The organism is Paraburkholderia sp. 31.1 (assembly GCF_014397645.1).
Lineage (GTDB): Bacteria > Pseudomonadota > Gammaproteobacteria > Burkholderiales > Burkholderiaceae > Paraburkholderia > Paraburkholderia tuberum.
On record NZ_VZQN01000048.1, the window covers coordinates 28,315 to 54,402 of the forward strand.

Consider the following 26,088-nt stretch of genomic DNA (forward strand, 5'->3'; position numbering starts at 1 on the left):
GCGTTCGTTTCGATGCGGCGACGCGTTTTGCGTTGCGGCGCAAAGGCGAGACGATAGCTTAAGCCTTCTATTTCGCCAAATAACGCCGATTCGTGCAAAAACCCCAGGGTTTGCGTGGATGCGATTCCCCACTCCAAATTTGTATGATGACCCGATAACCTGACTAGTTCGCGACACCCTGTCCAACCGATCCGCCATGTTCGACAAGATTCCCGCGCGCGCTTTGAGCGACACCGTGGCGCAGCAACTGCTGAAGCAGATCGACAAGGGCACCTTTGCGCGCGGCGCCAGGCTGCCGACCGAAGCCGTGCTCGCGCAACAGTTCGGCGTAAGCCGCACGGTGATTCGCGAGGCGCTGTCGCGGCTGAAGAACGAGGGGGTGGTCGAGCCGCGCCAGGGCAGTGGCGTGTTCGTCGCCGGGCACGGCGCGATCCGCCCGCTGCGAATCGACTACGCGCAAGCCGTGGAGCCGGGCTCGGTCGTGCAGATCCTCGCGCTGCGTCGCGCGATCGAGGCGGAGGTCGCGTCCGAAGCCGCGATGCGCCGCAGCGATGCCGACATGGCCGCGATCGACGCCGCGCTCGCGCGCATCGAGCACGCGGTCGGCACTGGCGAAGACGGCGTCGCCGAAGACGTCGCGTTTCATCGCGCGATCGCGGCGGCTACGGGCAATCCGTATTTCCTGAAGACGTTGACGTTCCTCAATCAGTACCTCGAAGCGGGTACGGTCGTCACGCGCCGCAACGAGGCGCTGCGCGAGGACTTCTCGCGGCAGGTGCGCGAGGAGCACGCGGCGATCGCCGCGGCGATTCGCGCCGGCGATCCGATGGCGGCGCGCAACGCCGCGCAGACGCATCTGTACAACGCGGCGCGGCGGCTTGCCGAGGCGGGCATCGTCTGACGCGCTGAAGGCGCGCGGTGATTCCGACGCGCGCGAACCCACGAATGCGGCACCCATCCATAGAGGTCATGCATGTCGAGAACTGTCGGTGTCATTGGCTTGGGGGCCATGGGGCTCGGCGTCGCGCGCTCGCTGTTGCGCGCGGGCTTCAGGGTCCACGCGTGCGACTTGCGGCGCGACGCGCAGCAGGCGTTCGTCGATGAAGGGGGCATCGGCTGTGCGACGCCCGCGGAGCTCGGCGCGCAGTGCGAGGTCGTGATCACGCTGGTCGTGAATGCGGCGCAAACCGAGGCCGTGCTGTTCGGTGAGCACGGCGCGCTCGCGGCCATGAAGCCGGGCGGCGTCGTGATCGCGAGTGCCACGGTCGCGCCGGAGTTCGCGAGCGATCTCGGCAAGCGCGTCGAGGCGGCCGGTCTGCAGATGCTCGACGCGCCGGTGTCGGGCGGCGCGGCGCGCGCGGCGTCGGGCGAGATGACGATGATGACGTCCGGTCCCGCGGCCGCTTATGCCGCGTGCGAAGACGTGCTCGCCGCGATCGCCGGCAACGTGTATCGGCTTGGCGCCACGCATGGCGCAGGCTCGAAAGTGAAGATCATCAACCAGCTGCTGGCCGGCGTGCATATCGCGGTGGCCGCCGAGGCAATGGCGCTCGGCCTGCGCGAAGGTGTCGACCCGCACGCGCTGTACGACGTGATCACGCATAGCGCGGGCAATTCGTGGATGTTCGAGAACCGCGTGCCGCATATTCTCGCGGGCGACTACACGCCGCTGTCGGCGGTCGATATTTTCGTCAAGGACCTCGGCCTCGTGCTCGATACCGCGCGTCGCACGAAGTTTCCGCTGCCGCTGTCGGCGGCAGCGCATCAGATGTTCATGATGGCGTCGACGGCGGGCCACGGTGGCGAAGACGACTCGGCGGTCGTGAAGATTTTCCCAGGCATCGAATTGCCGACGAAGCAATAGGCGAGGGAGAGGTCATGACGACTCAAACGAAACCCGCGCTGCTCGGCTGCATCGCCGACGACTTCACCGGCGCCACCGATCTCGCCAACATGCTCGTGCGCGGTGGCATGCGCACGGTGCAGACGATCGGCGTGCCCACCTCCAACGCAGCGCTTGGCGCCGACGCGCTCGTCGTCGCGCTGAAGTCGCGCACGATCCCGGCCGCCGACGCGGTCGCGCAATCGCTGGCCGCGCTCGCCTGGCTGCGCGCGCAAGGGTGTCGGCAATTCTTCTTCAAGTACTGCTCGACCTTCGATTCGACCGATGCGGGCAACATCGGCCCGGTGACCGATGCGTTGCTGAATGCGCTGTCCGCCGAGTTCGCTGAGCGCGCGTCGTTCACGATCGCGTGTCCCGCGTTTCCCGAGAACGGCCGCACGATTTTTCGCGCTCATCTGTTCGTCGGCGATGCGCTGCTCAACGAGTCGGGCATGGAAAACCATCCGCTGACGCCGATGCGCGACGCGAACCTCGTGCGCGTGCTGCGGCGGCAAACGCAATCGAAGGTCGGCCTCGTGCGTTACGACCAGCTCGCGCAAGGCGATGCGGCCGTGCGTGCCGCATTCGCCGCGTTGCGCGCCGACGGCGTGCGCATCGCGATTGCCGATGCGGTGTCCGACGCCGATCTGCACACGCTCGGCGCGGCCTGCGCGGATCTCGCGCTGATCACCGGCGGCTCCGGCGTCGCGCTTGGTTTGCCCGCTAACTTCCGGCGCGCGGGTCTGCTCGGCGAGCAAACCCATGCCGCGCAATTGCCGCGTATAGAAGGTTTGTCGGCGGTGCTCGCGGGCAGTGCGTCGACGGCGACCAACGCGCAGGTCGCCGCCTGGTGCGCGACACGGCCCGCGTTCCGCATCGATCCGCTCGCGGCGGCGCGCGGCGAGGACGTCGTCGGCGAGGCGCTAGCGTTCGCACAACAGCGCTTCGTGCACGCGGAACCGGTGCTGGTCTATGCGACCGCATCGCCCGACGAAGTGCAGGCCGTGCAGCGCGAACTCGGCGTCAACGAGGCCGGGCATCTGGTCGAGAAGACGTTGGCGGCGATTGCGCGCGGTCTGCGCGAACGGGGAGTGCGCAAGTTCGTCGTCGCGGGCGGCGAGACTTCGGGCGCCGTCGTGCAGGCGCTCGACGTGCGCATGCTGCGCATCGGCGCGCAGATCGATCCGGGCGTGCCGGCCACGGCGACGACCGGCGCCGAGCCGCTCGCACTCGCGCTGAAATCCGGCAATTTCGGCACCACGGACTTCTTCGACAAGGCCCTGCGCCATCTCGACGGAGCCGCGCAATGAGCGACGCACCGGCACTTCACACCTGCGCCGAAGCGCGCGTTCGCGAGGAAATCTGCGCGGTCGGCGCGAGCCTGTATCAGCGCGGCTATACGGTCGGCAGCGCCGGCAACATCAGCGCGCGGCTCGACGACGGCTGGCTGATCACCCCGACCGACGCGTGCCTCGGCCGCCTCGATCCCGCCGACATCGCGAAGGTCGATGCAAACGGCCACGCAGTGTCGGGCGGCAAGCCGTCGAAAACGCTGGCGCTGCATCGCGGTATCTATGCGCGCAACGGCGAGGCGCGCGGCATCGTCCATACCCATTCGACGCATCTGGTCGCATTGACGCTCGCGGGCGTGTGGAGCGAAGCGGACGTGTTGCCGCCGATCACACCGTACTACGTGATGAAAGTGGGCCACGTACCGCTGATTCGCTACGAACGCCCGGGTGATCCCCGAGTGGCCGCGCAGATCGCCGCGCTGGCCGATCGGGTGCGCGCGGTGTTGCTCGAACGTCTGGGGCCGGTAGTGTGGGAGCGCTCGGTCGCGCACGCGTCGTATGCGCTCGAAGAACTCGAGGAGACCGCGCGCCTGTGGCTGATGACGAATCCGCGGCCCGCGCCGCTCGACGCCGCCGCGATCGAAGAACTCCGTGCCGCGTTCGGCGCGCGCTGGTAGCAGCGCGCATTGCCGATGAACGCCGCGCACCGTATCGCACTGTCTTGAAGGAGTTGCCACCATGCCTCGCTTCGCCGCCAATCTGTCGATGATGTACAACGAGCACGCGTTCCTCGATCGCTTCGCCGCCGCCGCGCGCGACGGCTTCAACGCGGTCGAATTCCTGTTTCCCTACGAGTTCCGCCCGGGTGAGCTGAAGGCGCGGCTCGACGCGCATGGCCTCACGCAGGCGCTGTTCAATGCGCCACCCGGCGACTGGAGCGGCGGCGAGCGCGGCCTTGCGTCGTTGCCGGGCCGTGAGGACGAGTTCCGCCGCGGCATCGACACGGCACTCGAGTACGCGCGCGTGCTCGGCAATCGCAAGCTGCATGTGATGGCGGGGTTGATCGCCGGCGATCAAGCGGGTGAAACGCAGCGCAAAACACAACGCGACGTGTACCTGAACAACCTCGCCTATGCCGCGCGGACCACGCAAGCCGAACAGATCACGGTCGTCATCGAGCCGATCAATACGCGCGACATGCCCGGCTATTTCCTCAATCGACAGGACGACGCGCAAGCGATCTGCGCCGAAGTCGGCGCGCCGAATCTGAAGGTGCAGTTCGATTGCTATCACTGCCAGATCGTCGAGGGCGATCTCGCGACGAAGCTCAAACGCGATATGGCCGGCATCGGTCACATCCAGGTTGCGGGTGTGCCCGAGCGGCACGAGCCCGACATCGGTGAGCTGAACTACCCGTACCTGTTCGATCTGATCGATGCGCTCGGCTACGACGGCTACATCGGCTGCGAATACCGGCCGCGCGCGGGGACCTCGGCGGGGCTTGGCTGGCTGAAGCCTTATCTCGATGCGGGGCGTTGACTCTTTCCGACAACCACTGACGCACACGTAACCATGAAAGTACTGATCACCGGCGGTGCCGGTTTTCTCGGCCAGCGTCTCGCGCGCGAACTGCTCGCGCGCGGCGCACTGAAAGATGCGCACGGCGCGCCGCAAGCGATTACCGGGCTCGTGTTGCTCGACGTCGTGCGCGCACACGATTACGGCGATGCGCGCGTGCGCACCGAAGTCGGCGATATCGCGGAGCGCAGTGTGCTCGAACGCGTGATCGACGATCAAACCTCGGCGATCTTTCATCTCGCCGCGATCGTCAGCGGCCAGGCCGAGGCGGACTTCGATCTCGGCATGCGCATCAATCTCGATGCGTCGCGGCTGCTGCTCGAAATCTGCCGGCAGCGCGGGCACCAACCGCGCGTCGTGTTCACCAGTTCGGTCGCGGTCTACGGTGGCGATCTGCCTGCGGTCGTGCAGGACGACACCGCGCTCAATCCGCAGTCGTCGTACGGCGCGCAGAAGGCGATCGCGGAGCTGCTGCTCAACGATTATTCGCGGCGCGGTTTCGTCGACGGCCGCGTGCTGCGGCTGCCGACCATCAGCGTGCGGCCGGGGCGGCCGAATGCGGCGGCGTCGTCGTTCGCGAGCGGCATCGTCCGCGAGCCGCTCAATGGCGAGGAGGCCGTGTGTCCGGTCGCCGGTTCGACGCGGCTGTGGTTGCTGTCGCCGCGCAAGGCGATCGAGGGTCTTATCGCCGGCCTCGAACTCGATGGCGCCGCGCTTGGCAAGCAACGCGTGCTGAACCTGCCGGGCTTGTCGGTCAGCGTCGACGAGATGATCGCGGCACTGCGCGAGGTCGCGGGCGAGGCGGTCGCGAACCGCATTGTGCGGCAGCCCGACGAGCGCATCGAGAAGATCGTCGGCAGCTGGCCCGGCGCGTGGGATACGTCGCGCGCCGAACGGCTCGGGCTCGCGACCGAGCGCAGTTTCGCGGACGTGATTCGCGACTACATCGCCGATGAAGGAATCGAAGTTCGCTGAAGATCACCCCCTCCGCGTATTCCCTGGTGTCGCTTGGCACGGCTGCGGCCGTGCTTGACATGCTTTCGCGCCCCCGCCTATTATCGAGGCTGTTTTGTTCGATATATGACCTTGTGTTCGTATATAGAACACGAGGCAGGGCGAAGAAGAGGCGACAGCCGTATCGGTCGTCAATCCCAAGCCCATCGTTCACGATCCTGCGCTAAGCTGCTTCGACGTGTCGGCGCGCTACGCCGCCGCCATTTTGCAGTTGCCCGTCCGCGGCCGTTGGCGCCCAGGGCCGATGCCTCGGCGCCTCGAACCGGCCTCATCGGTGCGAAGCCGGCCGAGGCGCAGCGCACGCAGCATCTCAACTGGAGACATCCCATGACCGAAGCATTTCTGTGCGACGCGATTCGCACCCCCATTGGCCGCTATGCGGGTTCGCTGTCGTCGGTGCGCGCCGACGACCTGGGCGCGGTGCCGCTCAAGGCGCTGATGGAGCGCAACAAGAACGTCGACTGGACCGCGATCGACGACCTCATCTACGGCTGCGCGAACCAGGCCGGTGACGACAACCGCAACGTCGCGCGCATGTCGCTGCTGCTCGCGGGTCTGCCGAAGGACGTGCCGGGCTCGACGGTCAACCGTCTGTGCGGCTCGGGCATGGATGCGGTCGGCATCGCCGCGCGCGCGATCAAGTCGGGCGAGGCCGCGCTGATGATTGCCGGTGGCGTCGAAAGCATGAGCCGCGCGCCGTTCGTGATGCCCAAGGCGACCAGCGCGTTCTCGCGTCAGAACGAGGTCTACGACACGACGATCGGCTGGCGTTTCGTGAACCCGCTGATGAAGAAGCTGTACGGCGTCGACTCGATGCCGGAAACCGGCGAAAACGTCGCGACCGACTACAACATCAGCCGCGCCGACCAGGACGCATTCGCGCTGCGCAGCCAGCAGAAGGCGGCGCGCGCGCAACGCGACGGCACGCTCGCGCAGGAGATCGTCGGCGTGACGATCGCGCAGAAGAAGGGCGATCCGATCACGGTCATGCAGGACGAGCATCCGCGCGAAACGAGCCTCGAAACGCTCGCGAAGCTGAAGGGCGTCGTGCGTCCGGACGGCACGGTGACGGCCGGTAACGCATCGGGCGTGAACGACGGCGCGGCGGCGTTGCTGCTTGCCAATGAAGAGACCGCGAAGCGCTTCGGCCTCACGCCGCGCGCCCGCGTGCTCGGTGTGGCCACCGCCGGCGTCGAGCCGCGCGTGATGGGCATCGGCCCGGCACCCGCCACGCAGAAGCTGCTCGCGCGTCTGGGCATGACGATCGATCAGTTCGACGTGATCGAACTGAACGAAGCGTTCGCCTCGCAAGGTATCGCGGTGCTGCGCGCCCTCGGCGTCGCCGACGACGATCCCCGCGTGAACCCGAACGGCGGCGCGATTGCGCTCGGCCACCCGCTCGGCATGAGCGGCGCGCGTCTGGTGACGACCGCGACGTATCAGCTGCAACGCACGCAGGGCCGCTTCGCGCTGTGCACGATGTGTATCGGCGTCGGCCAAGGCATCGCGATCGCGATCGAGCGCGTGTGATGCGTGAGCTGGTTTAGCGCCAGCTTCGGTCCCCGCGCCAGGCGGGTCTCCGCGCAAGCTGAATAGTAAAAAGCAGAAGGGCCGGCGTCGAGACACGCCGGCCCTTTGTTTTGATCGCGCCTTGTTGCGCCGGGCGCAGGCGTTATGACGCCGCTTCGACGGTCAGATGCATGACCTCATGCACCGGTGCGAGCCGCGCGCGGATCGTCTCGGCCGTAACGCCGCCATGCGTGCGCACGCTGACGATCGCCGCTCGCGCCTGCGGGCCGATCTGCCAGACGTGCAGGTCGGCGATCTCGGCGTCGCCGTGCGAATCCAGGATCTCGCGGATTTCGCCGGCCACGTGCTCGTCGGTTCTGTCGAGCAGCACGTCGGCCGTGTCGCGCATCAGCGTCCATGCCCAGCGCGCGATGACGATCGATCCGACGATGCCCATCAGCGGGTCCGTCCAGACCCACCCGAGATAGCGGCCGGCCAGCATGGCCACGATCGCCAGCACCGAGGTCAGCGCATCGGCGAGCACGTGCACGTAGGCCGAGCGCAGGTTGTTGTCGGACCCATGCGCATGGTCGTGATGATGGTGATGATCGTGATGCCCATGGTGTGCATGGCCGCCCGACAACAGCAGCGCGCTGACGATGTTCACGACCAGCCCGATCGCCGCAATCACCGCGGCCTGCCCGAACGCGACACCGGTGGGATGAACGAGCCGGATCGCCGATTCGATGCCGATGCCAAGCGACACCAGCGCGAGAATCAGCGCCGAAGCGAAGCCGGCAAGCTCGCCCACTTTTCCCGTTCCGAAACTGAACGCGCGGTTTGCCGAGTTGCGTCTCGCGAACGCATACGCGAGCGCGGCAATGCCAAGCGCGCCGGCATGCGTCGCCATGTGGAAGCCATCGGCGAGCAGCGCCATCGAGCCGGTCACGTAACCGGCCGCGATTTCGCCGATCATCATGACAACGGTGAGCGCGACGACGAAGCGGGTCCGGCGCGCGTTGTCGTCGTGCGAGCTGCCGAGAAACGAGTGCTCGTGTTTGTGGATCAGATGGTCAGTCATACAAACTTACTTCGAATAGCGGCGGATTGCGCCGATCAATGCATCAACTCCCTTCTTGCGCTGGCTGGCCGTCAGGTCCGGATGCGCGACATGTTCGCGCGCGTGCGCCTCGACGATCTCGTCGAGCAGGCCGTTCATTGCGCCGCGGGTCGCGGCCACCAGGTGCAGGACTTTTTCGCAATCGGCGTCCGACTCCAGTGAACGCTCGATAGCCTGAACCTGGCCCGCGATGCGACGAACGCGCTTCAATAAGCCGTCTTTGTGTGTGCTTAGATGTGCCATACATATACCCCCTATGGGTATATAGGATAGCACGGTGCCGAGATGGCGTTTCTGATGGCTGTCGGCGGCCATGCCGATGCATACGTCGGCAAATCGTTCGCGTCATACTGTTGGCCGTGGTTGTCCTGTAGCCGCGGAGTTCATGACGCCGGGCACGAATGCTGCGTAGCACGAAGCGAATGCGCTCGACGCGCATGACCGACCGTCAAGCCGTATCGATACCTTGCAGGAGGAGAACGCGGATGAAAACAGCGACGATAGCTGCAGCATTGGTCATCGCGGTGGTGGCCGCGGCCCCGCCGGCGCGAGCGCAGGACGACATGGCGAGCACCGCGCAAGCGGTGCTCAGCGCGGCGCAGCCGGTGCATATGACGGCGGAGATCGTCGCCATCGATGCGGGCAACCGCTCGCTGACATTGAAGGGCCCGCATGGCGACGTCGCGATCGTGCTCGTCAGCCAGCAGGTTGCCGGTTTCGATCAGCTGAAGATCGGCGATCGCGTCGACGTGCTGTACAAGAATGCGTTGCTCACCAAGGTCGAGAAGGCAAGCAGCGCGGGCAAGGGGATTCGCGAGCGGGTCGACCGGCGGAGCTATGCGCCGGCGTCGGGCGGGTACGAGTCGGCGCGGCAGACCGAGGTGCTCGCGACCGTGCTGAAGATCGATCGCAAGCAGCGCCTCGTGACGCTGCGCGGCGCGTATCAGACCCAGACCTTCGAAGCCGCGCCCGACGTCGATTTGAGCGACGTGAAGGTCGGCGACACCGTGCATGCGGCGTTCGTGTCGGCCGCCGCGGTGCAGGTGACGCCGGTCGGGCAGTGAGCGGCGGGGCCGCAGTCGATTCCGGCGGCCGCATCTGTTTCGCAAACTATGTCGAAATATGTCGCGGCTCCCGCCGAATGCCCGCAAAACCTTGCCTGGCCGGCCCGCGTCGCGGTGAAACAGCGCGACATATGTTCCGTGATGATTTCCGCGGAGTGTCCTTCTATAGTCCGTTCGTCGCCACGCGGCAGTGACGCAAGTGGCCCGAATCCAGCAAGGACATACCGTGAAAAATCGTTCATTCGCAGGTTCCGACAGGGTCTGCGCCAGCATGGCGCGAGGCGCGCTGCGCAAGGCGGTGTTCGGCGCGGCCGCCGCCGTGCTCGCGCTCGGCAGCGCATCGGCGTTCGCGTGGTCGGGTCACGGCACCGCGTACACGTCGCGCGGCGTCTATAACGGCGCGCACTACGGCTCGTGCGGCGGCGGTAGCTGCTCGCATGCGGGCAGCGTGGCCGGTCCCTATGGCGGCGTCGCGAGCAACACTGGCACGGTCACGCGCACGGCGCCCGGCCAGTTCACGAACTCGGGTACCGCGACGGGCCGCTATGGCAACTCGGTGCAGCACTCGGGCGACACCAGCTGCGCGGGCGGCTCCTGCTCGCATAGCGGCACGCTGACCGGTCCCGACGGCAAAACGGCGACGACGTCCGGCGACGTGACGCGCACCGCGCCGGGCCAGTATTCGTCGTCGGGCTCGATCACCGGGTCGAACGGCAATACGGTCAATCATTCTGCGTCGACGAATTGCGCGGGTTCGACCTGCGCGCGCTCGGGCACGGTGACGGGTCCGGACAACAACAACGTCTATCACTCAGGCACCGCGACGCGGGTCGCGCCCGGCGTCGTGACGACTTCGACGAGCGTGACCGGCACGCAAGGCCACACGGTGACCTCGAGTGGTACGGTGGTAACAGGCGGGGTGGTGGTCGCGGGCGGGACCACGACGGCGACCGGTACGACCGTGGTCGTTGCGCCGAAGCCGGTGGTGGTCGTGGCGCCGCCCCCGCCGGTCGTCGTGCCGCCGCCGGTCGTGTACGTGCAGCCGAAGACCGTCGTGGTGACGCCTCCGCCGGCCTATGTTCCGCCGCCGGTGGTGGTCGTGGCGCCGCCCCCGCCGCCGGCCGTCTACGTCGCGCCGCGTCCCGTGTATGTCGCGCCGCGGGCTGCGGTCTGGGTGCCGGGCCATTGGGTCGGGCGCGTGTGGGTGCCGGCGCATTGGGCGTGACGATGAGCGCGGCGATGAGAATCAGAACCTGCGTAGAATCGTGGCGCTCACGTCGCGCCGCGCGGTGCGACGCGATGTGCGAAATGGCGGGCTCGTGTCCACCATCTGCTGAGGCGGAGCGTCACTCGCGAGCGCAAAGGGCTGGGCGGGGCGCGCTCCGCAAAACGGTCGCGCTCGCGACGATCGTCGTGGCGACGTTGCTGGCGGTCAACGCAGCCGGCGACGCCAACGACGACCTTCGCGCGAACCCCGACGCCGGCGCGGCGAGCGACTGTTCCGCGCGCTACGCCGCGTTGCTCGATCTTGCCGAACTCGCGCGGCGTGACGGCAAATCGTCCGAGGTGGTCGTGCGTGGCTTGAGCCAGCAGAACGGGGCAATGAGCGAGTGCATACCTGCAGGCCGGGTCAGGCCTGCACCGCCATGACATTGAACGCGGCCGCGTCAGATCGCGTTCCAGAAAAATCGCGCCGGGGACCGGATTGAACACGTAGGCGTCGATGGGCTCGAATCCCAGCGATGCGTAGAGGCCGAGCGCCGCTTGCATCGTCGGCAGCGTGTCGAGACGCATGCGGCGATAGCCCGGCACCAGATGCGTGGCAAGCGCGGTGAGCGTAACCGCGCGCAGTTGGGGGTAAGCTACCACTGCGGCCATGAGCAGCGGCAGAGGCGCTGAAATGTCTGCGGTTGGCGGCACTGTCGGCGGGGTGCAGCGTGGTGCCATCCATCGCGAACAGCGAGAATCCCTTGAAGAGGTATCGGTCCTGATCCTGCGCAACCCAGTTTCTGGCTGATTCGTGAAACAGCCACGCCAGTGGCGTCACGCCGACGCGCTACCGCGCCTGGGTGATGGCACTCCTGCTGACAAACGACGCATCGGCCACAGGTAACGCAAGGTCCAGTTCATCGACGACCTCGCTGATTGACTGGTGTCGGTAATCGCCACGCCCCGTTTACAACTACTTTGCGCAGGAAACAAAAATGCCGTTTAGTCGCTTAACTGAACGGCATTAGGGCTCAATGCCGCCATTTGTGTTGGGCCGTGATATCGGAAAAATGCACTGAATGAGATGCCCGGAATCATCAGAATCGAAAATATTTGTCAAAATGGTTTTATCTCAAATTAAAGTCGTTGACCGTGTCGTGTGTTAGATGATTAATTCTCTGCGTGTGTTCTGGAAAATCAGCAGAGGTCAAATGGGACAGCAGAAACAGGATGAAACCGGCGGCAAGGAAGAGTGCCAGCTTTGCCGTATCACCTATTCAATCTACTCAAACTTCCCGCCAATGCCGTCCGCCATGGCGCTGAACGCCGAAACCGGCGAATGGTTTCCGTTCGATAGGCTGAAATCGTATTCAAACGGTTACGACATGGCCGAAGCCCTGGGTTACGCATGGGCGTGCGACTGTCGCGAGCGGAAGGCAGCGCCAGCGCTAACGTCGAAGGATCGCACTCACGACGAACAATACACACTCAAAGATGGTGACGGCCGCGTTATGCCTGACACGTATTACACGGTTCGTCTGCCGTCCGGTTCGCTCGTCCATGGCGTAACGGATGGTCTGGGGCGCACTAAACGCTACAAAACAAACGGCGCTCAATCCATACATATTTATCTTGGTCACAGAGAGGAGGCGTAATGCCTGACGCACTTGGAACAGCGGTAACGAATACAAATCCGGATTCCAATATGGTGGTCCAATCCAGACGGCTAGGCAAACCCTGGAAGATATCGCGACAAGGGATAACTTTCATTGCAGGCTGGGAAGCTTTCATGCCGCATATATATGACAATGACGGGGCTGGTAAGGGAGGTAATGCAACTGTTGGATATGGGCATCTGGTTCATATGGGGCCAATATCTGGTGCGGCGTCTGAAGCGCCGTTTCGTAATGGCATAACAATTGCGGAGGCACGAGAATTATTGCTGCTTGATCTTGAATACCCGGAGCGCATTGTAAATAAAAAAATTCACGTGCCACTATATCAGTTCGAGTACGACGCACTTGTTTGCTTTGTATATAATCTTCCAAGTGGTAATTCTGGCTTGTTGAATCTTGTTAACTCGGGTCATTATGGCCGCGTGCCGGCAAAATTTTTGGAGTACACGATGGCCGGTGGTGTGCGTCCGCGTGGACTGATCAAGCGACGTCGCTCAGAAGGTAGTCTTTTCAAAGAAGGAAATTATGACCACAGCCATTAAAGCCATCGTGGCCGTATTAATTGTATCGGCATCTATTTCCGTGTTTGCGGATACGTCATGTGAAGAAAAGGCAAAAACGCGAAACGATTTTCTTGCCTGCACTAACGCCGACACAGAAAAAATTCTCGCTGACGCAGAGAAGCTGTATCGAAGCATCAGGAAGATCACGACGGGAGATAAACAAATTGCTCTAGACAAGAATTTTGAAGTATGGAATGAAAAAATATCATCGGACTGTACTTTAATCGCTTATTCGTTTAACGAATGGAGTGATCGCTATGCTCCTGATACTGGTTTTCAGGTTGCGGAATGCCGGTTGAAGATCGCGTCGCAGGAAATGGAATTCTATAAGTGGCTGGCTTGTCCTGGAGATATGGAAACATCAAAAATTCCAAAATGTGCTGCGATCAATAAATTACTTCGAAGAAGTCAGTAGAAAGGATTGCGAGAGTGACGCAATGAATTTGTGTCGACCTCTATCCAATAAAAACGGGTTGAACGACCCGTTTCGACGGGGCCATTTAAAGGCAGGTCATGCAGGCAAGCGGCACCACCACGACTGGGCATACGCGACATCGCCGATGAACTCGATGCCGGTGAGCACGAAGCCGTTAGGCCCCATCCAGCTAATTTCAACATCGTGCAGCGGCGGCAGTGGCGGCCAGTCCCCTCTCCGGTCATTTGACGCTTCCGCAGGTCAACGGCCGGTAAGAAATCCGAACGGACACTCTATCAGCCATTCTCCGTTGACTCTCTGGCCGCCTCCGCGCGCGCGACAACCAGGAGACTTGGCTGATACCAACTAATGGATTGAATCGCTTGACCGGGTATCTGTGGAGGAGGCGCAAGATCAAACTATGTTTCAGTCAGGACTGGTGCATTGCAGAACATCTTTGTCAAAACGTTGCTCAAAATCGCTTCGGCCGAAGCGTTCGACAGATCATTGGGCATCATCATGTTGAAGTAGAGGATGCCGTCGATCAATGCGATAACGGCGAGCGCGTGGTCGGCGAAAGGGCCCGGCAACTGTATGTTGAGGCGCTTGCATAGCTGCTCAATGAAGTACGCGATCATGTCGCGCTTTTGCAGGCATAAGGCATTCACATGTTGTCGGAATTCCGCGTCACGCATGGCATGCAAACGTGCCTCAGCCCAGATGATGTAGTTGTTGTCGTCGCGATAGCACTGCGCGTACAACAAGGTGAGCTGCACTTGCAGGTTTTCGCTGGACGGTGCGGCGTCTCGCAGCTTCTGCAAGTTTTCTTGCATGTTCTGGTGATCGAGACGGAGCAGTTCGACGAATAGATCGCTCTTGCTGCTGAAGTTCGAGTAAAACGCGCCGCGGGTATAGCCGGCCTGGGCTGCGATATCCTCCACGCTAGTCGCAGCAAACCCTTTTTCGGCGATGCTCGACGCTGCTGCGTCGAGCAAGCGCCGCCGGGTTCGCTCGCGGCTTTCTGCTCGCGTCATTCGTTTGTGTGGCATGCGGCAAAGCGCTCATCTGGCAAAGAACGACGGCCAAAATCCACGCTCCTCGCAAATCGTTGGGTGCGTAGGGTTGCTATTTGATGGCGACCGCTTCGGATTCGCGAGGTTGCCATCCGCCACCGAGCGCCTTGAAGGCAGCAACGGCTGCGCGTGCGGATTCCGTTTGCGCCTGCACCCGCTCGTCCGAGGCGCGTAGCAGGTTGTCGTCGGCCTGCAAGACTTCGATCAGGCTGACGACGCCTTTTTGATAGGCTGCGAACGAGGCGGCTCGCGCCCGGCCGAGCGAGTTCACTCCCTGGGCGAGCACCGCGGCCTCTTGCTCGCGCTTCACGAGTGCCGAGAATGAGTTCTCGACGTCTTCGGTTGCATGAAGCGCGGCGAGCCGATACGCGGCCAGCATTTCCGCCTGCTGCCCCTTGGCCTGCTCGATCTGCGCATTGATGCGGCCGAAATCGAACAGACGCCAGCGCAGCCCCAGCACGCCAGCGGCCTGATTGGCGCCGGTACTGAACAGGTTGCCGCTGGCCACCGAGGTGGCGCTGCCGAGCAGTCCACTAAGCGACACCTTGGGGTAATACTCGGCGATGGCCACGCCAATGCGCGCGTTCGATGCGGCGAGGCGACGCTCGGCCACGATCAGGTCGGGCCGGCGCCTGAGCAACTCACCCGGCGATCCTGTGTCCGCGATCCGCGGGGCGACCGGGATGTCGCCAACTTCGACCAGTTCGGCTCGATGCGTGCCGGGCTGTGAACCCAGCATTACATCCAGCGCGTTCATCGCAGCATCCAGACCCGCCTCGAGGACCGGGACGGATGCCTGAACCTGGGACAGCGCACCTTCGGCCTGGCTCACCTGAAGGTCGGCCGCCAATCCTTTGCTATACAGGAGGTTGATGGTCGAAAGCAGATCCTGCTGCGTCTGCACCTGCCGCCGGGCAACCTCCAGACGGGCCTGCAATCCACGAATCGTGATGTAAATATCGCCAGTCTGCGCCGCCACTGCCAGGCGCGTGGCCACCGCACCGGCTTCCGAAGCCTGGTATTCGGCAAGTGCCGCTTCCCGCCCGCGACGCAGGCCACCAAACACATCCAGTTCCCAGCTCGCGTTGAAATCAGCCTCGTAATCATTGCCGTAGCGATCGAAACCGGGTGTCGAATTCAGAACTCGCCCCAAGGGGGTTTCGACCGACTGGTAGACTCGCGCCGCCTGCCCGCTGACAGTGCCGGACGGCAGCAGCGCGGCATTCGCCGCGCCAAGTCCCGCGCGCGCCTGCGAGACGCGAGCGGCGGCCTGCGCGAGGTCCAGGTTCTGATCCAGTGCGAGCGTGACGAATCGTGTCAGTTGCGGATCATCGAAACCCGTCCACCACGTGACAAGGCCGGCACTGGCCGCCGCGTGCCGGTGATCCACCGCGGCCTGGCCCTGGAACTGCTCGGGCATGGCTACATCGGGCCGGACATAATCGGGGCCTACAGCGCAGCCAGCCGAGAGACTGGCGGCAATAACCGCGGCAAGGATGGGTTTGGGTAGCATGAGCGTCTTCGCAAGATTCCGGTGGTGACTATAATACCAAATAGTCACTGGTTGTCCATTCCTGTATGCTATACCCATGAAAAAAGCCACCAGTTCCCCCATCCCGGCGCGCGGCCCCGCTGACCACGAGGTACGGGATCAGATCGTTGTCGCCGCCACCGAGCACTTCAGCCGGTATGGCTACGAGAAAACGACGGTCTCAGACCTTGCCAAGGCGATCGGGTTTTCCAAGGCCTACATCTACAAGTTCTTCGAGTCCAAGCAGGCCATTGGCGAGATGATTTGCGCGAACTGCCTGCACGAGATCGAAACCGAGGTCAGGTCGGCCGTCGCACAGACCGATCTGCCACCGGAGAAGCTGCGGCGGATGTTCAACGTCTTTACGGAAGCGAGCCTCCGTCTGTTTTTCCAGGACCGCAAGCTCTACGAGATTGCCGCATCGGCGGCCACGGAGAACTGGCAGGCGGTGCTTGCGTATGAAGAGCGCGTCCAGAAGCTGCTTCGGGATGTCCTCCAGGAGGGTCGGCAAAGCGGGGACTTCGAGCGCAAAACCCCCCTCGATGAGACTGCGATGGCGATCTATCTGGTGTTGCGCCCCTACCTCAACCCAATGCTCCTGCAGTACAGCTTTGATTACACCAAGGTCGCGCCTGCACAACTGTCCGGTCTCGTGCTCCGCAGTCTGTCGCCTTGATGGAAATCTCGGTTGTGACCATTGACTAATTTGGTCACTAGAACCATAATGAAAGCCCCGATCACTCCGTCAATGGGTCTTTCATGCTCCGGCGTCGCCTTGCTACCTCTACAGTCGTCTGTGCACTGGCACTTGCGCTAGCCGCCTGCGGCGCAAAAGCACCGTCCGATCCGCGCACCGAAGCGCCCCTGGTGCGTACCGCCATCGCTCGGGCGGCGATCCCCGCCTCCCGTTCGTTTACCGGAACCGTCGCCGCGCGCGTGCAGAGCGACCTGGGATTTCGCGTCTCCGGCAAGGTGCTCGAGCGGCTGGTGGATGCCGGGCAAACCGTCAAACGCGGCCAGCTGCTGATGCGCCTCGACCCCATCGATCTGAGGCTTGCCGCGCAGGCCCGGCAGGACGCGGTCACCGCCGCGCGAGCACGGGCGCAGCAGACCGCGCAGGACGAAGAGCGCTACCGCGACCTGCGCGGCACCGGCGCGATATCGGCATCGGCCTACGACCAGATCAAGGCGGCGGCCGATGCCGCCAAAGCGCAGCTCAGCGCGGCCGTGGCTGACGCCGACGTTGCGCGCAATGCGACTGGCTATGCCGAACTGCTGGCGGACGACGATGGCGTCGTGATGGAAACGCTGGCCGAACCGGGCCAGGTCGTCAGCGCCGGCCAGCCCGTGGTGCGCCTGGCGCACGCCGGGCGCCGCGAGGCTGTCATCCAGCTACCCGAAACCCTACGCCCCGCAATCGGTTCGGTCGCCCAGGCCACGCTGTTCGGCAACGGCGGTGTTAGCGTGCCGGCGACGCTGCGCCAGCTTTCGGATACGGCGGATCCTCGTACCCGGACCTTTGAAGCGCGGTATGTGCTGCAGGGAGAGCTGGCCGACGCCCCACTGGGCGCCACCGTCACGGTCCAGATTCCGGACGCGCGTTCCGCGGTGCAAGGCGGTTTGCAGGTGCCGATCGGCGCGCTGTTTGACGCGGGCAAGGGACCGGGGGTGTGGGTCATCAACGGCGAGCCGGCGAAGGTTGCCTGGCGGCCGGTTACTGTCGAACATCTGGACGACGATAGTGCTCGCGTCGCCGGTGAGATCAAGCAAGGCGACCGGATCGTCGCGCTCGGCGCGCAGCTGCTGCGCGAAGGCGAGCAGGTCCGGGTGACAAGTCAAGCCGTCGCCATGACGGCCGAGGGAGCCCGTCCGTGAGCGAAGGCCGTTTCAACCTGTCGGCGCTCGCCGTGCGCGAGCGCTCCATCACCCTGTTCCTGATCTGCCTGATTTCTCTGGCAGGGCTCGTTTCGTTCTTCAAGCTGGGCCGGGCGGAAGACCCCGCGTTCACGGTCAAGGTGATGACCATCATCACCGCATGGCCGGGAGCCACGGCGCAGGAAATGCACGATCAGGTCGCCGAGAAGATCGAAAAGCGCATGCAGGAGCTGCGCTGGTACGACCGGACCGAGACCTACACACGGCCTGGGCTGGCCTTCACGACCTTGACCTTGCTCGACAGCACGCCGCCGTCGGAAGTGCAGGAGCAGTTCTACCAGGCCCGGAAAAAAATCAGCGACGAGGCGGGCAATCTTCCATCCGGCGTGATCGGACCGATGGTCAACGACGAATACGCGGATGTTACCTTCGCGCTGTTTGCGTTGAAGGCGAAGGGTGAACCGCAGCGCCTGCTCGTTCGCGATGCCGAGACGCTGCGCCAACGGCTGCTGCACGTGCCGGGCGTGAAGAAGGTCAACATCATCGGTGAGCAGGCGGAGCGGATCTATGTCGAGCTCTCACATGACCGGCTGGCAACGCTGGGCGTGAGCCCCCAGGACGTGTTCGCCGCGCTCAACGGTCAGAATGCCCTGACGCCGGCCGGCTCCGTGGAGACCAAAGGTCCGGAGGTGTTCATTCGCCTGGACGGTGCCTTCGACAACCTGCAGAAGATCCGCGACACGCCGGTCGTAGCGCAGGGCCGCACGCTGAAGCTGTCGGACATTGCCACCGTTACGCGTGGTTATGAAGATCCGGCGACGTTCATGATCCGCAACAACGGCGAACCGGCACTGCTGCTGGGCATCGTCATGCGCGACGGCTGGAACGGGCTCGATCTCGGCAAGGCGCTGGACAGCGAGGTCGGCGCAATCAACGCCGGGCTGCCGCTAGGCATGAGCCTGACCAAAGTCACCGATCAAGCCGTCAACATTCATTCGGCGGTCGACGAGTTCATGCTCAAGTTTTTCGTCGCGCTGCTGGTGGTCATGCTGGTGAGTTTCGTCAGCATGGGCTGGCGGGTGGGCCTCGTCGTTGCCGCGGCCGTACCGCTGACACTCGCGGTGGTGTTCGTGGTGATGGCCGCAACCGGCAAGAACTTCGATCGCATCACGCTCGGATCGCTGATCCTCGCGCTCGGCCTGCTCGTGGACGACGCGATCATCGCGATCGAAATGATGGTGGTAAAGATGGAGGAAGGCTACGGCCGCATCGCCGCCTCCGCCTACGCGTGGAGTCATACGGCCGCGCCGATGCTGGCGGGCACGCTGGTGACCGCCGTCGGCTTCATGCCCAATGGTTTCGCGCGCTCCACGGCCGGCGAATACACCAGCAACATGTTCTGGATCGTTGGCATCGCACTGATCGCATCGTGGGTCGTCGCCGTGGTCTTCACGCCCTACCTGGGTGTGAAGATGCTGCCCGACTTCAAAAAGGTCGAAGGCGGTCACGACGCGATCTACGACACGCCGCGCTACAACCGCTTCCGTCAGTTGCTCACGCGCGTCATCGCGCGCAAATGGCTGGTCGCCGGTTCGGTCGTGGGCCTCTTCGTGCTGGCCATCCTCGGCATGGGCGTGGTCAAAAAACAGTTTTTCCCGATCTCCGACCGTCCCGAAGTGCTGGTCGAGGTGCAGATGCCCTATGGCACGTCGATCTCGCAAACCAGCGCCGCGACGACGAAGGTCGAAGCGTGGCTCGCGAAGCAGAAGGAAGCCAGGATCGTCACCGCATACATCGGGCAAGGCGCGCCACGCTTTTACCTGGCGATGGGGCCGGAACTGCCCGATCCGTCGTTTGCCAAGATCGTGGTGCGCACGGACAGCCAGGATGAGCGCGACGCATTGAAGCAGCGACTGCGTCAGGCAGTCGCCAACGGTCTCGCCTCCGAGGCGCGCGTGCGGGTCACGCAACTCGTGTTCGGTCCGTATTCGCCGTTCCCGGTCGCCTACCGTATCTCTGGTCCGGACCCGGACAAGCTGCGCGGTATTGCGGGAGAAGTTGAGCAGGTGATGGACTCCAGTCCGATGATGCGTACGGTCAACGCTGACTGGGGTACGCGCTCGCCCACGCTGCACTTCACGTTGCAGCAGGACCGTCTGCAGGCGGTGGGGCTGACATCCAGCGCCGTGGCGCAACAACTGCAATTCCTGCTAACCGGTGTGCCTGTCACCGCCGTGCGTGAGGATATTCGAACCGTGCAGGTCATCGCGCGTTCGGCCGGCGATGTTCGTCTCGATCCGGCTCGGCTCGGCGACTTCACGCTGGCTGGCGCGAACGGGCAACGCATTCCGCTGTCGCAGGTGGGCAAGGTCGACGTGCGCATGGAGGAACCAATCATGCGCTGGCGCGACCGCGTGCCGACGATCACGGTACGGGGCGACATCGCCGACAACCTTCAGCCGCCGGACGTATCGACGGCGATCACCAGGCAGCTCCAACCCATCATCGCCAGGCTTCCGACCGGCTACCGTATCGAAGAGGCGGGCTCCATCGAGGAATCGGCTAAAGCGACGAAAGCCATGTTGCCGCTCTTCCCGATCATGCTGGCGGTTACGCTCATCATCATCATCTTCCAGGTGCGCTCGATCTCCGCGATGGTGATGGTGTTCCTGACCAGCCCGCTGGGCTTGATCGGGGTGGTGCCGACGTTGATCCTGTTCAGGCAGCCGTTCGGCATCAATGCGCTGGTCGGTCTCATCGCGCTATCGGGCATCCTGATGCGCAACACGCTGATCCTGATCGGACAGATTCACCAGAACGAGCAGGCGGGGCTGGATCCGTTCCATGCGGTCGTCGAAGCTACCGTGCAGCGTGCCAGACCGGTGATCCTGACGGCCATGGCGGCGATCCTCGCTTTCATCCCGCTGACCCATTCGGTGTTCTGGGGAACCCTCGCGTACACGCTGATCGGCGGCACGTTCGCCGGGACGATTCTGACCCTGGTCTTCCTGCCGGCGATGTATTCGATCTGGTTCAGGATTCGACCCGAGCGTATCGCCGGCTTGCGCAAAGATCGGCATGAGCAGGTGCAGTCTTCCGAGCAAACGCTGCAGGACGCGCTCGACGCGGACAGTTAAAAAAACACCATCAATTCACCTGAAGGGAGCTGTTCATGTCGAATTCCACTGTTGTCGTTGTTACCGGCGTGTCATCGGGTATCGGACGCGCCGCCGCCGAGAAGTTTGCCAGGCGGGGGTGCCGCGTATTTGGCACCGTGCGCAGCATCGCAAAAGCCGCGCCTATCTCGGGAGTCGAGCTTGTCGAGATGGATGTTCGCAACGATGCTTCGGTCCAGGCTGGAATCCAGTCCGTCATCGATCGCGCCAGGCGAATCGACGTGCTCGTTAACAATGCAGGAACGAGCATGATTGGCGCGGTCGAGGAAACGTCGACTGCCGAGGCCTCGTCTCTGTTCGATACCAACGTATTCAGCATTCTGCGCGCGACACAGGCTGTACTCCCCCACATGCGGGCACAACGCGGTGGAAGGATCGTCAATGTCAGTTCGGTGCTCGGGTTTCTCCCGGCGCCCTACATGGGACTCTATTCGGCGTCCAAGCACGCTGTGGAAGGGCTGACCGAAACCCTCGATCATGAGGTGCGCCAGTTCGGCATACGCGCAACGCTGGTCGAACCGACTTTTACCAGGACCAATCTCGACATCAATGCGCCCCAGGCGGGTTCGAAAATCGCCGACTATGACCGCGAGCGTGCCCTTGCAATGAGCGCAGTCGTGAACAGTGTCAAAGGTGCCCCCGAGCCCGAGGGCGTGGCAAACACTATTGTCGAAGCGGCGCTTGGCGCCTGGCGGATGCGTCGCACGCCTGCCGGACAGGCGTCGTTGCTGAGCAAGTTACGCCGCTTTATGCCTGCTGGTCCCGTCGATTCAAGCTTGAGGAAAACATTCGGCCTTGGTTGAAGCGCTCGTCCACGCATCACATTGCGGCCAAGGTTCGGCGCAGCGGAAACCGGATCTCGAACGTGGTCCCCACGCCCTCGCGCGACGCAAACTCGATCTGCCCATCGAGCACGCGGCATAGCTCCCTGACGATCGCGAGCCCGAGCCCCGTGCCCGGAATCTCGTCGCAGGCCGCGCGCTCGAACTCATCGAATACGCGCTCCGCGTCGGCGGGCGCAATGCCGACGCCGGTGTCGGAGACGCGAATCGCCCAGTGTTCGGCGCCATGCATCGCGAACCGGATTTCGACTTGCCCCGACTTCGTGTACTTGATCGCGTTGGTCAACAGATTGACCGCGATCTGCTTGAGCTTCAGCCGATTCGACGTGACGACCGGCAGCGCCGCGTCGAACGCGCTGCGCAACGCAAGCCCTTTCGCCTCGATCGACGGTCGCGTCGACGCGACGAGTTCGTCGAAGAGTTCGCGCAAATCGACGTCTTCGAGCACGAGTGGCGCGGAGTCTCCGAGCACGACCGAGTACTCGACCATCTGGTCGACCAGTTGCTTCATGTCGGCAGCCTGACGGTTCGCGAGCGTCAATGCGGTATCGGCTTTCGACGGCGCTCGCTCGACCAGTTGCAGCGCGACCGAAAACGCGTTGAGGAAATTGCGCAGATCGTGCACGACGCTGCGCGTGATCTGCATCCGCGATGCATATAGATCGCCGACCAGCCGTTGCTCGAGCGTCAATTCGTGATTCGCGCGTTCGAGCCGTCCCGTGTATTCGTCGATCTTGCGATCGCGTTCGGCGACCACTTCCTTGATCGACTCATACCTGACCACGCTGAATGCTTCGGCGATCAGGCGGCGCGCGCGGCTCTCGTGACGGCGCGTGCAAGTCCGGTCGCGTTCGACGAACTCTTCGAGCGCTTCGAAGAGCACCTGCTGAAAGAGGTCCAGTTCGCGCACCAGCTCTTCGATCCGGTAGCCCTGCTGCCAACGGACCTTGCCGTGCTTCTTCGCGTCGCGTTCGATCGACGTTTCGACGCGCTCGAGATCTTCTGCATCGAGCGCCCGGCACAGCTCGTCGAGAATATCCGGCAGATGGTCGGCCAGTTGCCGATAAGTGAGCTTGTCCGCTTCGACGAGATCGGCGTCGGCGGAGACGGCATGCATCCATTGCCGCGTCAGGCCGCCCCGTTCCGCGCGGATGAAGTTGGCGAAGTTGCGCAGCGGGCTCACGCGTCTGTCGGTCATGATGGATACCGGAATGGAGTTTCTACAACATACAACGCGCGAACGGTTCGAACGCCTCGATTTGCGCGGGCACCGCAAACCTGTTTCGCTGCCGATCGGCCAGGCGACCCGATGCGCGCCGGCAACCCGCGTCATTATCCGCGCAATTGCCGTTCGTGGAACATCTCTTGCGGGACTCTGATCAGACGAGAAGGCAAATTTTGTCCGCAAAACATGATGTATTCGATATTGCTGGTCGACGACGAACCGGAAATTCTAGCCGCATGGCGGTTGATTCTGGAGAGCGCAGGGTATGAGGTGAGTTGCGCGAGCAATGGCGCCGAAGCACTCGCTTGTGTCGTCGCTCACGTTCCCGACCTGATTGTTACGGACTGGATGATGCCGGTCATGGACGGCGCGGAGTTATGCCGCCGTTTGAAATCGATGCCGCTATCCGTCAACGTACCGATTCTGGTCCATACCGCGGTGCCGCCTTCGGACAGCGATGCGCATTACTGCAGCGCATGTCTGCTGAAGCCGATCGGCGCGGATCTCTTTCTGACCACGATCGCGCAGCTCTGCGCGCCACGATGCTGATATGGCACGCGTCGCCGCGTTCACCGTCGTGCGATGACGTCAACGCCGTGCCACGTCATCGTCCGGGACACTTGCTGAGTCGGCCTTCAGGAAATCGACGAACGCGCGCAGCGGCGCGGGCACATGACGATGGCCCGGATAGTAAAGAAAAGGCCCTGAAAAGCGCTGCCACCACGGTTCGAGAATCGCTTCGAGCGCGCCGCTGTCCAGATGCGGGCGCAGCATGTCTTCGAACAGGTGAATGATGCCGAGGCCCGCGACCGCGCCGCTGACCGCGAGGTCGATCGCGGCGCCGGGCCGCACCAGCAGCGGTCCTGTCGGATTCAATTGCAGGAGCTCGCCGTCGCGCTCGAAGTACCAGGTCGGCATCGCGCCACTGGCGAATTGCCCGCGCAGGCAGGCATGCGCGAGCAATTCGCCGGGATGGTGCGGACGGCCGTGCGCGTCGAGATACGCGGGCGCCGCGGCGGTCGCGAAGCGCTGCACGCGCGCGCCGATCGGCACCGCGATCATGTCCTGCTCGAGGCGTTCATCGTAGCGAATGCCCGCATCGCACCCGATCGACAGCACATCGACGAACCCATCCTCGACCACCACTTCGACGCGAATATCCGGGTACTGCTTCAGAAAGCGCGCAAGCACGTCGGGCAGCACGATGCGCGCGACGCTCGACGGCACGTTGAGCTTCAATGTGCCGGTCGGCTTGTCGCGAAAGCCGTTCAGCACGTCGAGCGCCGCTTCCATTTCGCCGAACAGCGGCGTCAGCTTCTCGATCAAACGCAGCCCGGCTTCGGTCGGCGCGACGCTGCGCGTGGTGCGGTTCAGGAGTCGCAGCCCGAGTTTCGTTTCGAGGCGCCGCACCGCGACGCTCAGACTCGACGCCGACACGCCGCTCACGCGCGCCGCGTCGCGAAAGCCGCCGGCGCGGGCGACGGAAACGAAGGCGGCAAGATCATTCAGTTCCATGACGATTGATTGTGCAGAATTTTGAACAACCCGTACACGTTAGACCGCTTTATTCAACAACGCAATTCCGGCGATACTGCCGCTCATCACTTCACAAGGAGATCGTCATGCCGAACTTCAGCTCCATCGACACTTTCGCACTAGCCGGCCGCCCGGTGCGGCGCATGGGCTATGGCGCGATGCAGCTGGCCGGCCCCGGCGTGTTCGGGCCGCCGAAAGACCGCGACGCGGCGCTCGCGGTGCTGCGTGAGGCGGTCGCGTCGGGCGTCGACCACATCGATACCAGCGATTTTTACGGGCCGCACGTGACCAATCAGTTGATCCGCGAGGCGCTCCACCCGTATCCACGCGATCTGACGATCGTGACGAAGGTGGGCGCGGTGCGCGACGGCGCCGGCGCCTGGCTGCCGGCGCATGAGCCCGCCGACCTCGAGCGCGCGGTGCATGACAATCTGCGCAACCTCGGGCTCGACGCGCTCGACGTGGTCAACATGCGCGTGATGGGCAACGTGCACGAGCCGAGCGAGGGCTCGATCGAAAAGCAGGTCACGGCGCTTGCCGAGCTGCAGCAGCGCGGGCTCGTGCGTCATGTCGGCCTGAGCAACGTGACGGCCGCGCAGATTGCCGAGGCTCAGCGCATCACGAAGGTCGTGTGCGTGCAGAATCACTACAACCTCGTGCATCGCGACGACGATGCGTTGATCGATGCGCTCGCGGAACAGGGCATCGCCTACGTGCCGTTTTTCCCGCTGGGTGGCTTCACGCCGATTCAATCGTCGGAGCTGTCGGAGCTTGCGCGCAAGCTCGAGGCGACGCCGATGCAGGTCGCTCTTGCCTGGCTATTGCATCGGGCACCTAACATTCTGCTGATTCCGGGCACGTCTTCGGTGACTCATCTGCGTGAAAACCTGCAGTCGGCGCAGTTGAAGCTCAGCGACGAGGTGCTCGATCAACTGAATGCGATCGGCGCTGAAAAGGGCTGATTACACCGATGCCGCGATGAACTCCCGCAACCATTGATGCGCGGGATCGCGATACACCCGCTCGTGCCATAGCATCGCCATCTCGTAGCCCGGCACCTCGACGGGCGGCTCGACCATCCGCAGCGCGTCCGTGCCGCGCACGAGACGCGCGGGCAGCATCCCCACGAGATCCGTGCTCGCGAGCACCGACTGCATGAACAGAAAGTGCGGCACCGACAGCACGACCTTGCGCGCGAGACCCACCTTCGCGAGCGTCTCGTCGGTGACGCCGAAAAAGCCGCCGCCATCGGGCGACACGATTACGTGTTCGAGCTTGCAGAACTGCGCGAGGGTGGGCCAGTGGTCACAGGTCTGCACATTGGTGGTCGGCCATGTGTAGCGAGCTATGAGCGTAGTCGGCTTTCGGCCGGCGCCTCCGCCCGAAGGACAACATGAACATGATTATGGCAAGAGCCGATGCGGCAATGAGTGTTATCGCCGCGACACCTTTAGACCCTCGCGGATTGCGCGATCGCACTGGCGGCAGCATGCGCATCGATCCTGATC

Annotated in this window: 25 protein-coding genes and 1 pseudogene; 18 read left to right on the forward strand and 8 right to left on the reverse strand. The window is 63.6% G+C overall.

Going from position 1 to position 26,088, the window contains the following annotated elements; genetic code table 11:
* The first annotated feature begins 196 nt into the window (after nt 1-196).
* From F6X37_RS29650 to pcaF, 7 genes are all read left to right on the forward strand, one after another.
* Nucleotides 197-901 (forward strand): FadR/GntR family transcriptional regulator, encoded by a 705-nt coding sequence (locus F6X37_RS29650; protein ID WP_187613760.1) that lies wholly within the window; start codon nt 197-199, stop codon nt 899-901.
* A 72-nt stretch (nt 902-973) separates the two neighbouring features.
* Complete coding sequence (gene ltnD / locus F6X37_RS29655; RefSeq protein WP_187613761.1) at nt 974-1,864, forward strand: L-threonate dehydrogenase; 891 nt, start codon at nt 974-976, stop codon at nt 1,862-1,864.
* Between the two features lie 14 nt (nt 1,865-1,878).
* Nucleotides 1,879-3,192: a 3-oxo-tetronate kinase gene (otnK, locus tag F6X37_RS29660; protein WP_187613762.1), complete on the forward strand. Its 1,314-nt coding sequence runs from the start codon at nt 1,879-1,881 to the stop codon at nt 3,190-3,192.
* A complete protein-coding gene (locus F6X37_RS29665) occupies nt 3,189-3,851 on the forward strand; it encodes an aldolase (RefSeq protein ID WP_184060667.1) in 663 nt (220 codons plus the stop codon). Before otnK ends, F6X37_RS29665 begins: the two co-directional genes overlap by 4 nt.
* Before the next feature lie 61 nt (nt 3,852-3,912).
* Nucleotides 3,913-4,713, forward strand: a complete 801-nt coding sequence (gene otnI / locus F6X37_RS29670; protein ID WP_187613763.1) for a 2-oxo-tetronate isomerase — start codon at nt 3,913-3,915, stop codon at nt 4,711-4,713.
* 33 nt (nt 4,714-4,746) lie between these two features.
* The gene (gene denD / locus F6X37_RS29675) at nt 4,747-5,727 is read left to right on the forward strand and encodes a D-erythronate dehydrogenase (protein WP_187613764.1); all 981 of its coding nucleotides are present in this window, start codon (nt 4,747-4,749) and stop codon (nt 5,725-5,727) included.
* 366 nt (nt 5,728-6,093) lie between these two features.
* Nucleotides 6,094-7,296, forward strand: coding sequence for a 3-oxoadipyl-CoA thiolase (gene pcaF, locus F6X37_RS29680; protein WP_184039328.1), 1,203 nt, complete (start codon nt 6,094-6,096; stop codon nt 7,294-7,296).
* A gap of 142 nt (nt 7,297-7,438) precedes the next feature.
* Here the strand turns inward: pcaF and dmeF are convergent, their stop codons facing one another.
* Both dmeF and F6X37_RS29690 read right to left on the reverse strand, forming a co-directional pair.
* Entirely contained in the window at nt 7,439-8,356 is a 918-nt protein-coding gene (dmeF, locus tag F6X37_RS29685) for a CDF family Co(II)/Ni(II) efflux transporter DmeF (RefSeq protein ID WP_187613765.1), read from the reverse strand.
* Nucleotides 8,357-8,362: 6 nt separating this feature from the next.
* Nucleotides 8,363-8,638 (reverse strand): metal/formaldehyde-sensitive transcriptional repressor, encoded by a 276-nt coding sequence (locus F6X37_RS29690; RefSeq protein ID WP_026226594.1) that lies wholly within the window; start codon nt 8,636-8,638, stop codon nt 8,363-8,365.
* A gap of 242 nt (nt 8,639-8,880) precedes the next feature.
* Here F6X37_RS29690 and F6X37_RS29695 point away from each other — a divergent pair, with 242 nt between their 5' ends.
* Nucleotides 8,881-9,459, forward strand: a complete 579-nt coding sequence (locus F6X37_RS29695; protein ID WP_187613766.1) for a hypothetical protein — start codon at nt 8,881-8,883, stop codon at nt 9,457-9,459.
* 271 nt (nt 9,460-9,730) lie between these two features.
* A complete protein-coding gene (locus F6X37_RS29700) occupies nt 9,731-10,684 on the forward strand; it encodes a hypothetical protein (protein ID WP_187613776.1) in 954 nt (317 codons plus the stop codon).
* 47 nt (nt 10,685-10,731) lie between these two features.
* On the opposite strand, the gene F6X37_RS38080 is transcribed toward F6X37_RS29700, so the two are convergent.
* Nucleotides 10,732-11,337 (reverse strand): hypothetical protein, encoded by a 606-nt coding sequence (locus tag F6X37_RS38080; RefSeq protein ID WP_410451440.1) that lies wholly within the window; start codon nt 11,335-11,337, stop codon nt 10,732-10,734.
* A gap of 542 nt (nt 11,338-11,879) precedes the next feature.
* Here F6X37_RS38080 and F6X37_RS29710 point away from each other — a divergent pair.
* Genes F6X37_RS29710 through F6X37_RS29720 form a run of 3 tightly spaced genes read left to right on the forward strand, consistent with a single transcriptional unit; the run spans nt 11,880 to nt 13,322 of the window.
* Entirely contained in the window at nt 11,880-12,323 is a 444-nt protein-coding gene (locus tag F6X37_RS29710; RefSeq protein ID WP_187613777.1) for a hypothetical protein, read from the forward strand.
* Nucleotides 12,323-12,886: a lysozyme gene (locus tag F6X37_RS29715; protein WP_187613767.1), complete on the forward strand. Its 564-nt coding sequence runs from the start codon at nt 12,323-12,325 to the stop codon at nt 12,884-12,886. Before F6X37_RS29710 ends, F6X37_RS29715 begins: the two co-directional genes overlap by 1 nt.
* Entirely contained in the window at nt 12,870-13,322 is a 453-nt protein-coding gene (locus tag F6X37_RS29720; RefSeq protein ID WP_187613768.1) for a hypothetical protein, read from the forward strand. The genes F6X37_RS29715 and F6X37_RS29720 overlap by 17 nt, the downstream gene beginning before the upstream one ends.
* A gap of 419 nt (nt 13,323-13,741) precedes the next feature.
* Here the strand turns inward: F6X37_RS29720 and F6X37_RS29725 are convergent, their stop codons facing one another.
* On the reverse strand, nt 13,742-14,371 hold the full coding sequence (locus F6X37_RS29725; RefSeq protein WP_262420074.1) for a TetR/AcrR family transcriptional regulator: 630 nt from the start codon (nt 14,369-14,371) through the stop codon (nt 13,742-13,744).
* 76 nt (nt 14,372-14,447) lie between these two features.
* A complete protein-coding gene (locus F6X37_RS29730; RefSeq protein WP_187613769.1) occupies nt 14,448-15,908 on the reverse strand; it encodes an efflux transporter outer membrane subunit in 1,461 nt (486 codons plus the stop codon).
* Nucleotides 15,909-15,984: 76 nt separating this feature from the next.
* Between F6X37_RS29730 and F6X37_RS29735 the strand changes: the two genes are divergently transcribed.
* The 4 genes from F6X37_RS29735 to F6X37_RS29750 all read left to right on the forward strand — a co-directional run bounded on the left by F6X37_RS29735 (nt 15,985) and on the right by F6X37_RS29750 (nt 21,780).
* On the forward strand, nt 15,985-16,602 hold the full coding sequence (locus tag F6X37_RS29735) for a TetR/AcrR family transcriptional regulator (protein ID WP_184039356.1): 618 nt from the start codon (nt 15,985-15,987) through the stop codon (nt 16,600-16,602).
* Between the two features lie 83 nt (nt 16,603-16,685).
* On the forward strand, nt 16,686-17,801 hold the full coding sequence (locus F6X37_RS29740; RefSeq protein WP_187613770.1) for an efflux RND transporter periplasmic adaptor subunit: 1,116 nt from the start codon (nt 16,686-16,688) through the stop codon (nt 17,799-17,801).
* The gene (locus F6X37_RS29745) at nt 17,798-20,938 is read left to right on the forward strand and encodes an efflux RND transporter permease subunit (RefSeq protein WP_187613771.1); all 3,141 of its coding nucleotides are present in this window, start codon (nt 17,798-17,800) and stop codon (nt 20,936-20,938) included. Before F6X37_RS29740 ends, F6X37_RS29745 begins: the two co-directional genes overlap by 4 nt.
* 35 nt (nt 20,939-20,973) lie before the next feature.
* A complete protein-coding gene (locus tag F6X37_RS29750) occupies nt 20,974-21,780 on the forward strand; it encodes an oxidoreductase (protein ID WP_184060687.1) in 807 nt (268 codons plus the stop codon).
* A gap of 16 nt (nt 21,781-21,796) precedes the next feature.
* On the opposite strand, the gene F6X37_RS29755 is transcribed toward F6X37_RS29750, so the two are convergent.
* Nucleotides 21,797-23,017: a sensor histidine kinase gene (locus F6X37_RS29755; RefSeq protein ID WP_187613772.1), complete on the reverse strand. Its 1,221-nt coding sequence runs from the start codon at nt 23,015-23,017 to the stop codon at nt 21,797-21,799.
* A gap of 111 nt (nt 23,018-23,128) precedes the next feature.
* Here F6X37_RS29755 and F6X37_RS29760 point away from each other — a divergent pair, with 111 nt between their 5' ends.
* Nucleotides 23,129-23,593, forward strand: a complete 465-nt coding sequence (locus F6X37_RS29760; protein ID WP_244145179.1) for a PleD family two-component system response regulator — start codon at nt 23,129-23,131, stop codon at nt 23,591-23,593.
* Nucleotides 23,594-23,632: 39 nt separating this feature from the next.
* Here F6X37_RS29760 and F6X37_RS29765 read toward each other — a convergent pair whose 3' ends face one another.
* Nucleotides 23,633-24,559, reverse strand: coding sequence for a LysR family transcriptional regulator (locus F6X37_RS29765; RefSeq protein ID WP_187613773.1), 927 nt, complete (start codon nt 24,557-24,559; stop codon nt 23,633-23,635).
* A 107-nt stretch (nt 24,560-24,666) separates the two neighbouring features.
* On the opposite strand from F6X37_RS29765, the gene F6X37_RS29770 reads away from it, so the two are divergent.
* Nucleotides 24,667-25,542 carry an aldo/keto reductase family oxidoreductase gene (locus F6X37_RS29770; RefSeq protein ID WP_184060694.1) on the forward strand — a complete coding sequence of 292 codons (876 nt, stop codon included), beginning with the start codon at nt 24,667-24,669 and terminating at the stop codon, nt 25,540-25,542.
* On the opposite strand, the pseudogene F6X37_RS29775 reads toward F6X37_RS29770, so the two are convergent.
* Nucleotides 25,543-25,878: pseudogene (locus F6X37_RS29775) on the reverse strand (LysR substrate-binding domain-containing protein); the annotation flags it as partial. It lies immediately after the preceding gene.
* Between the last annotated feature and the right edge of the window lie 210 nt (nt 25,879-26,088).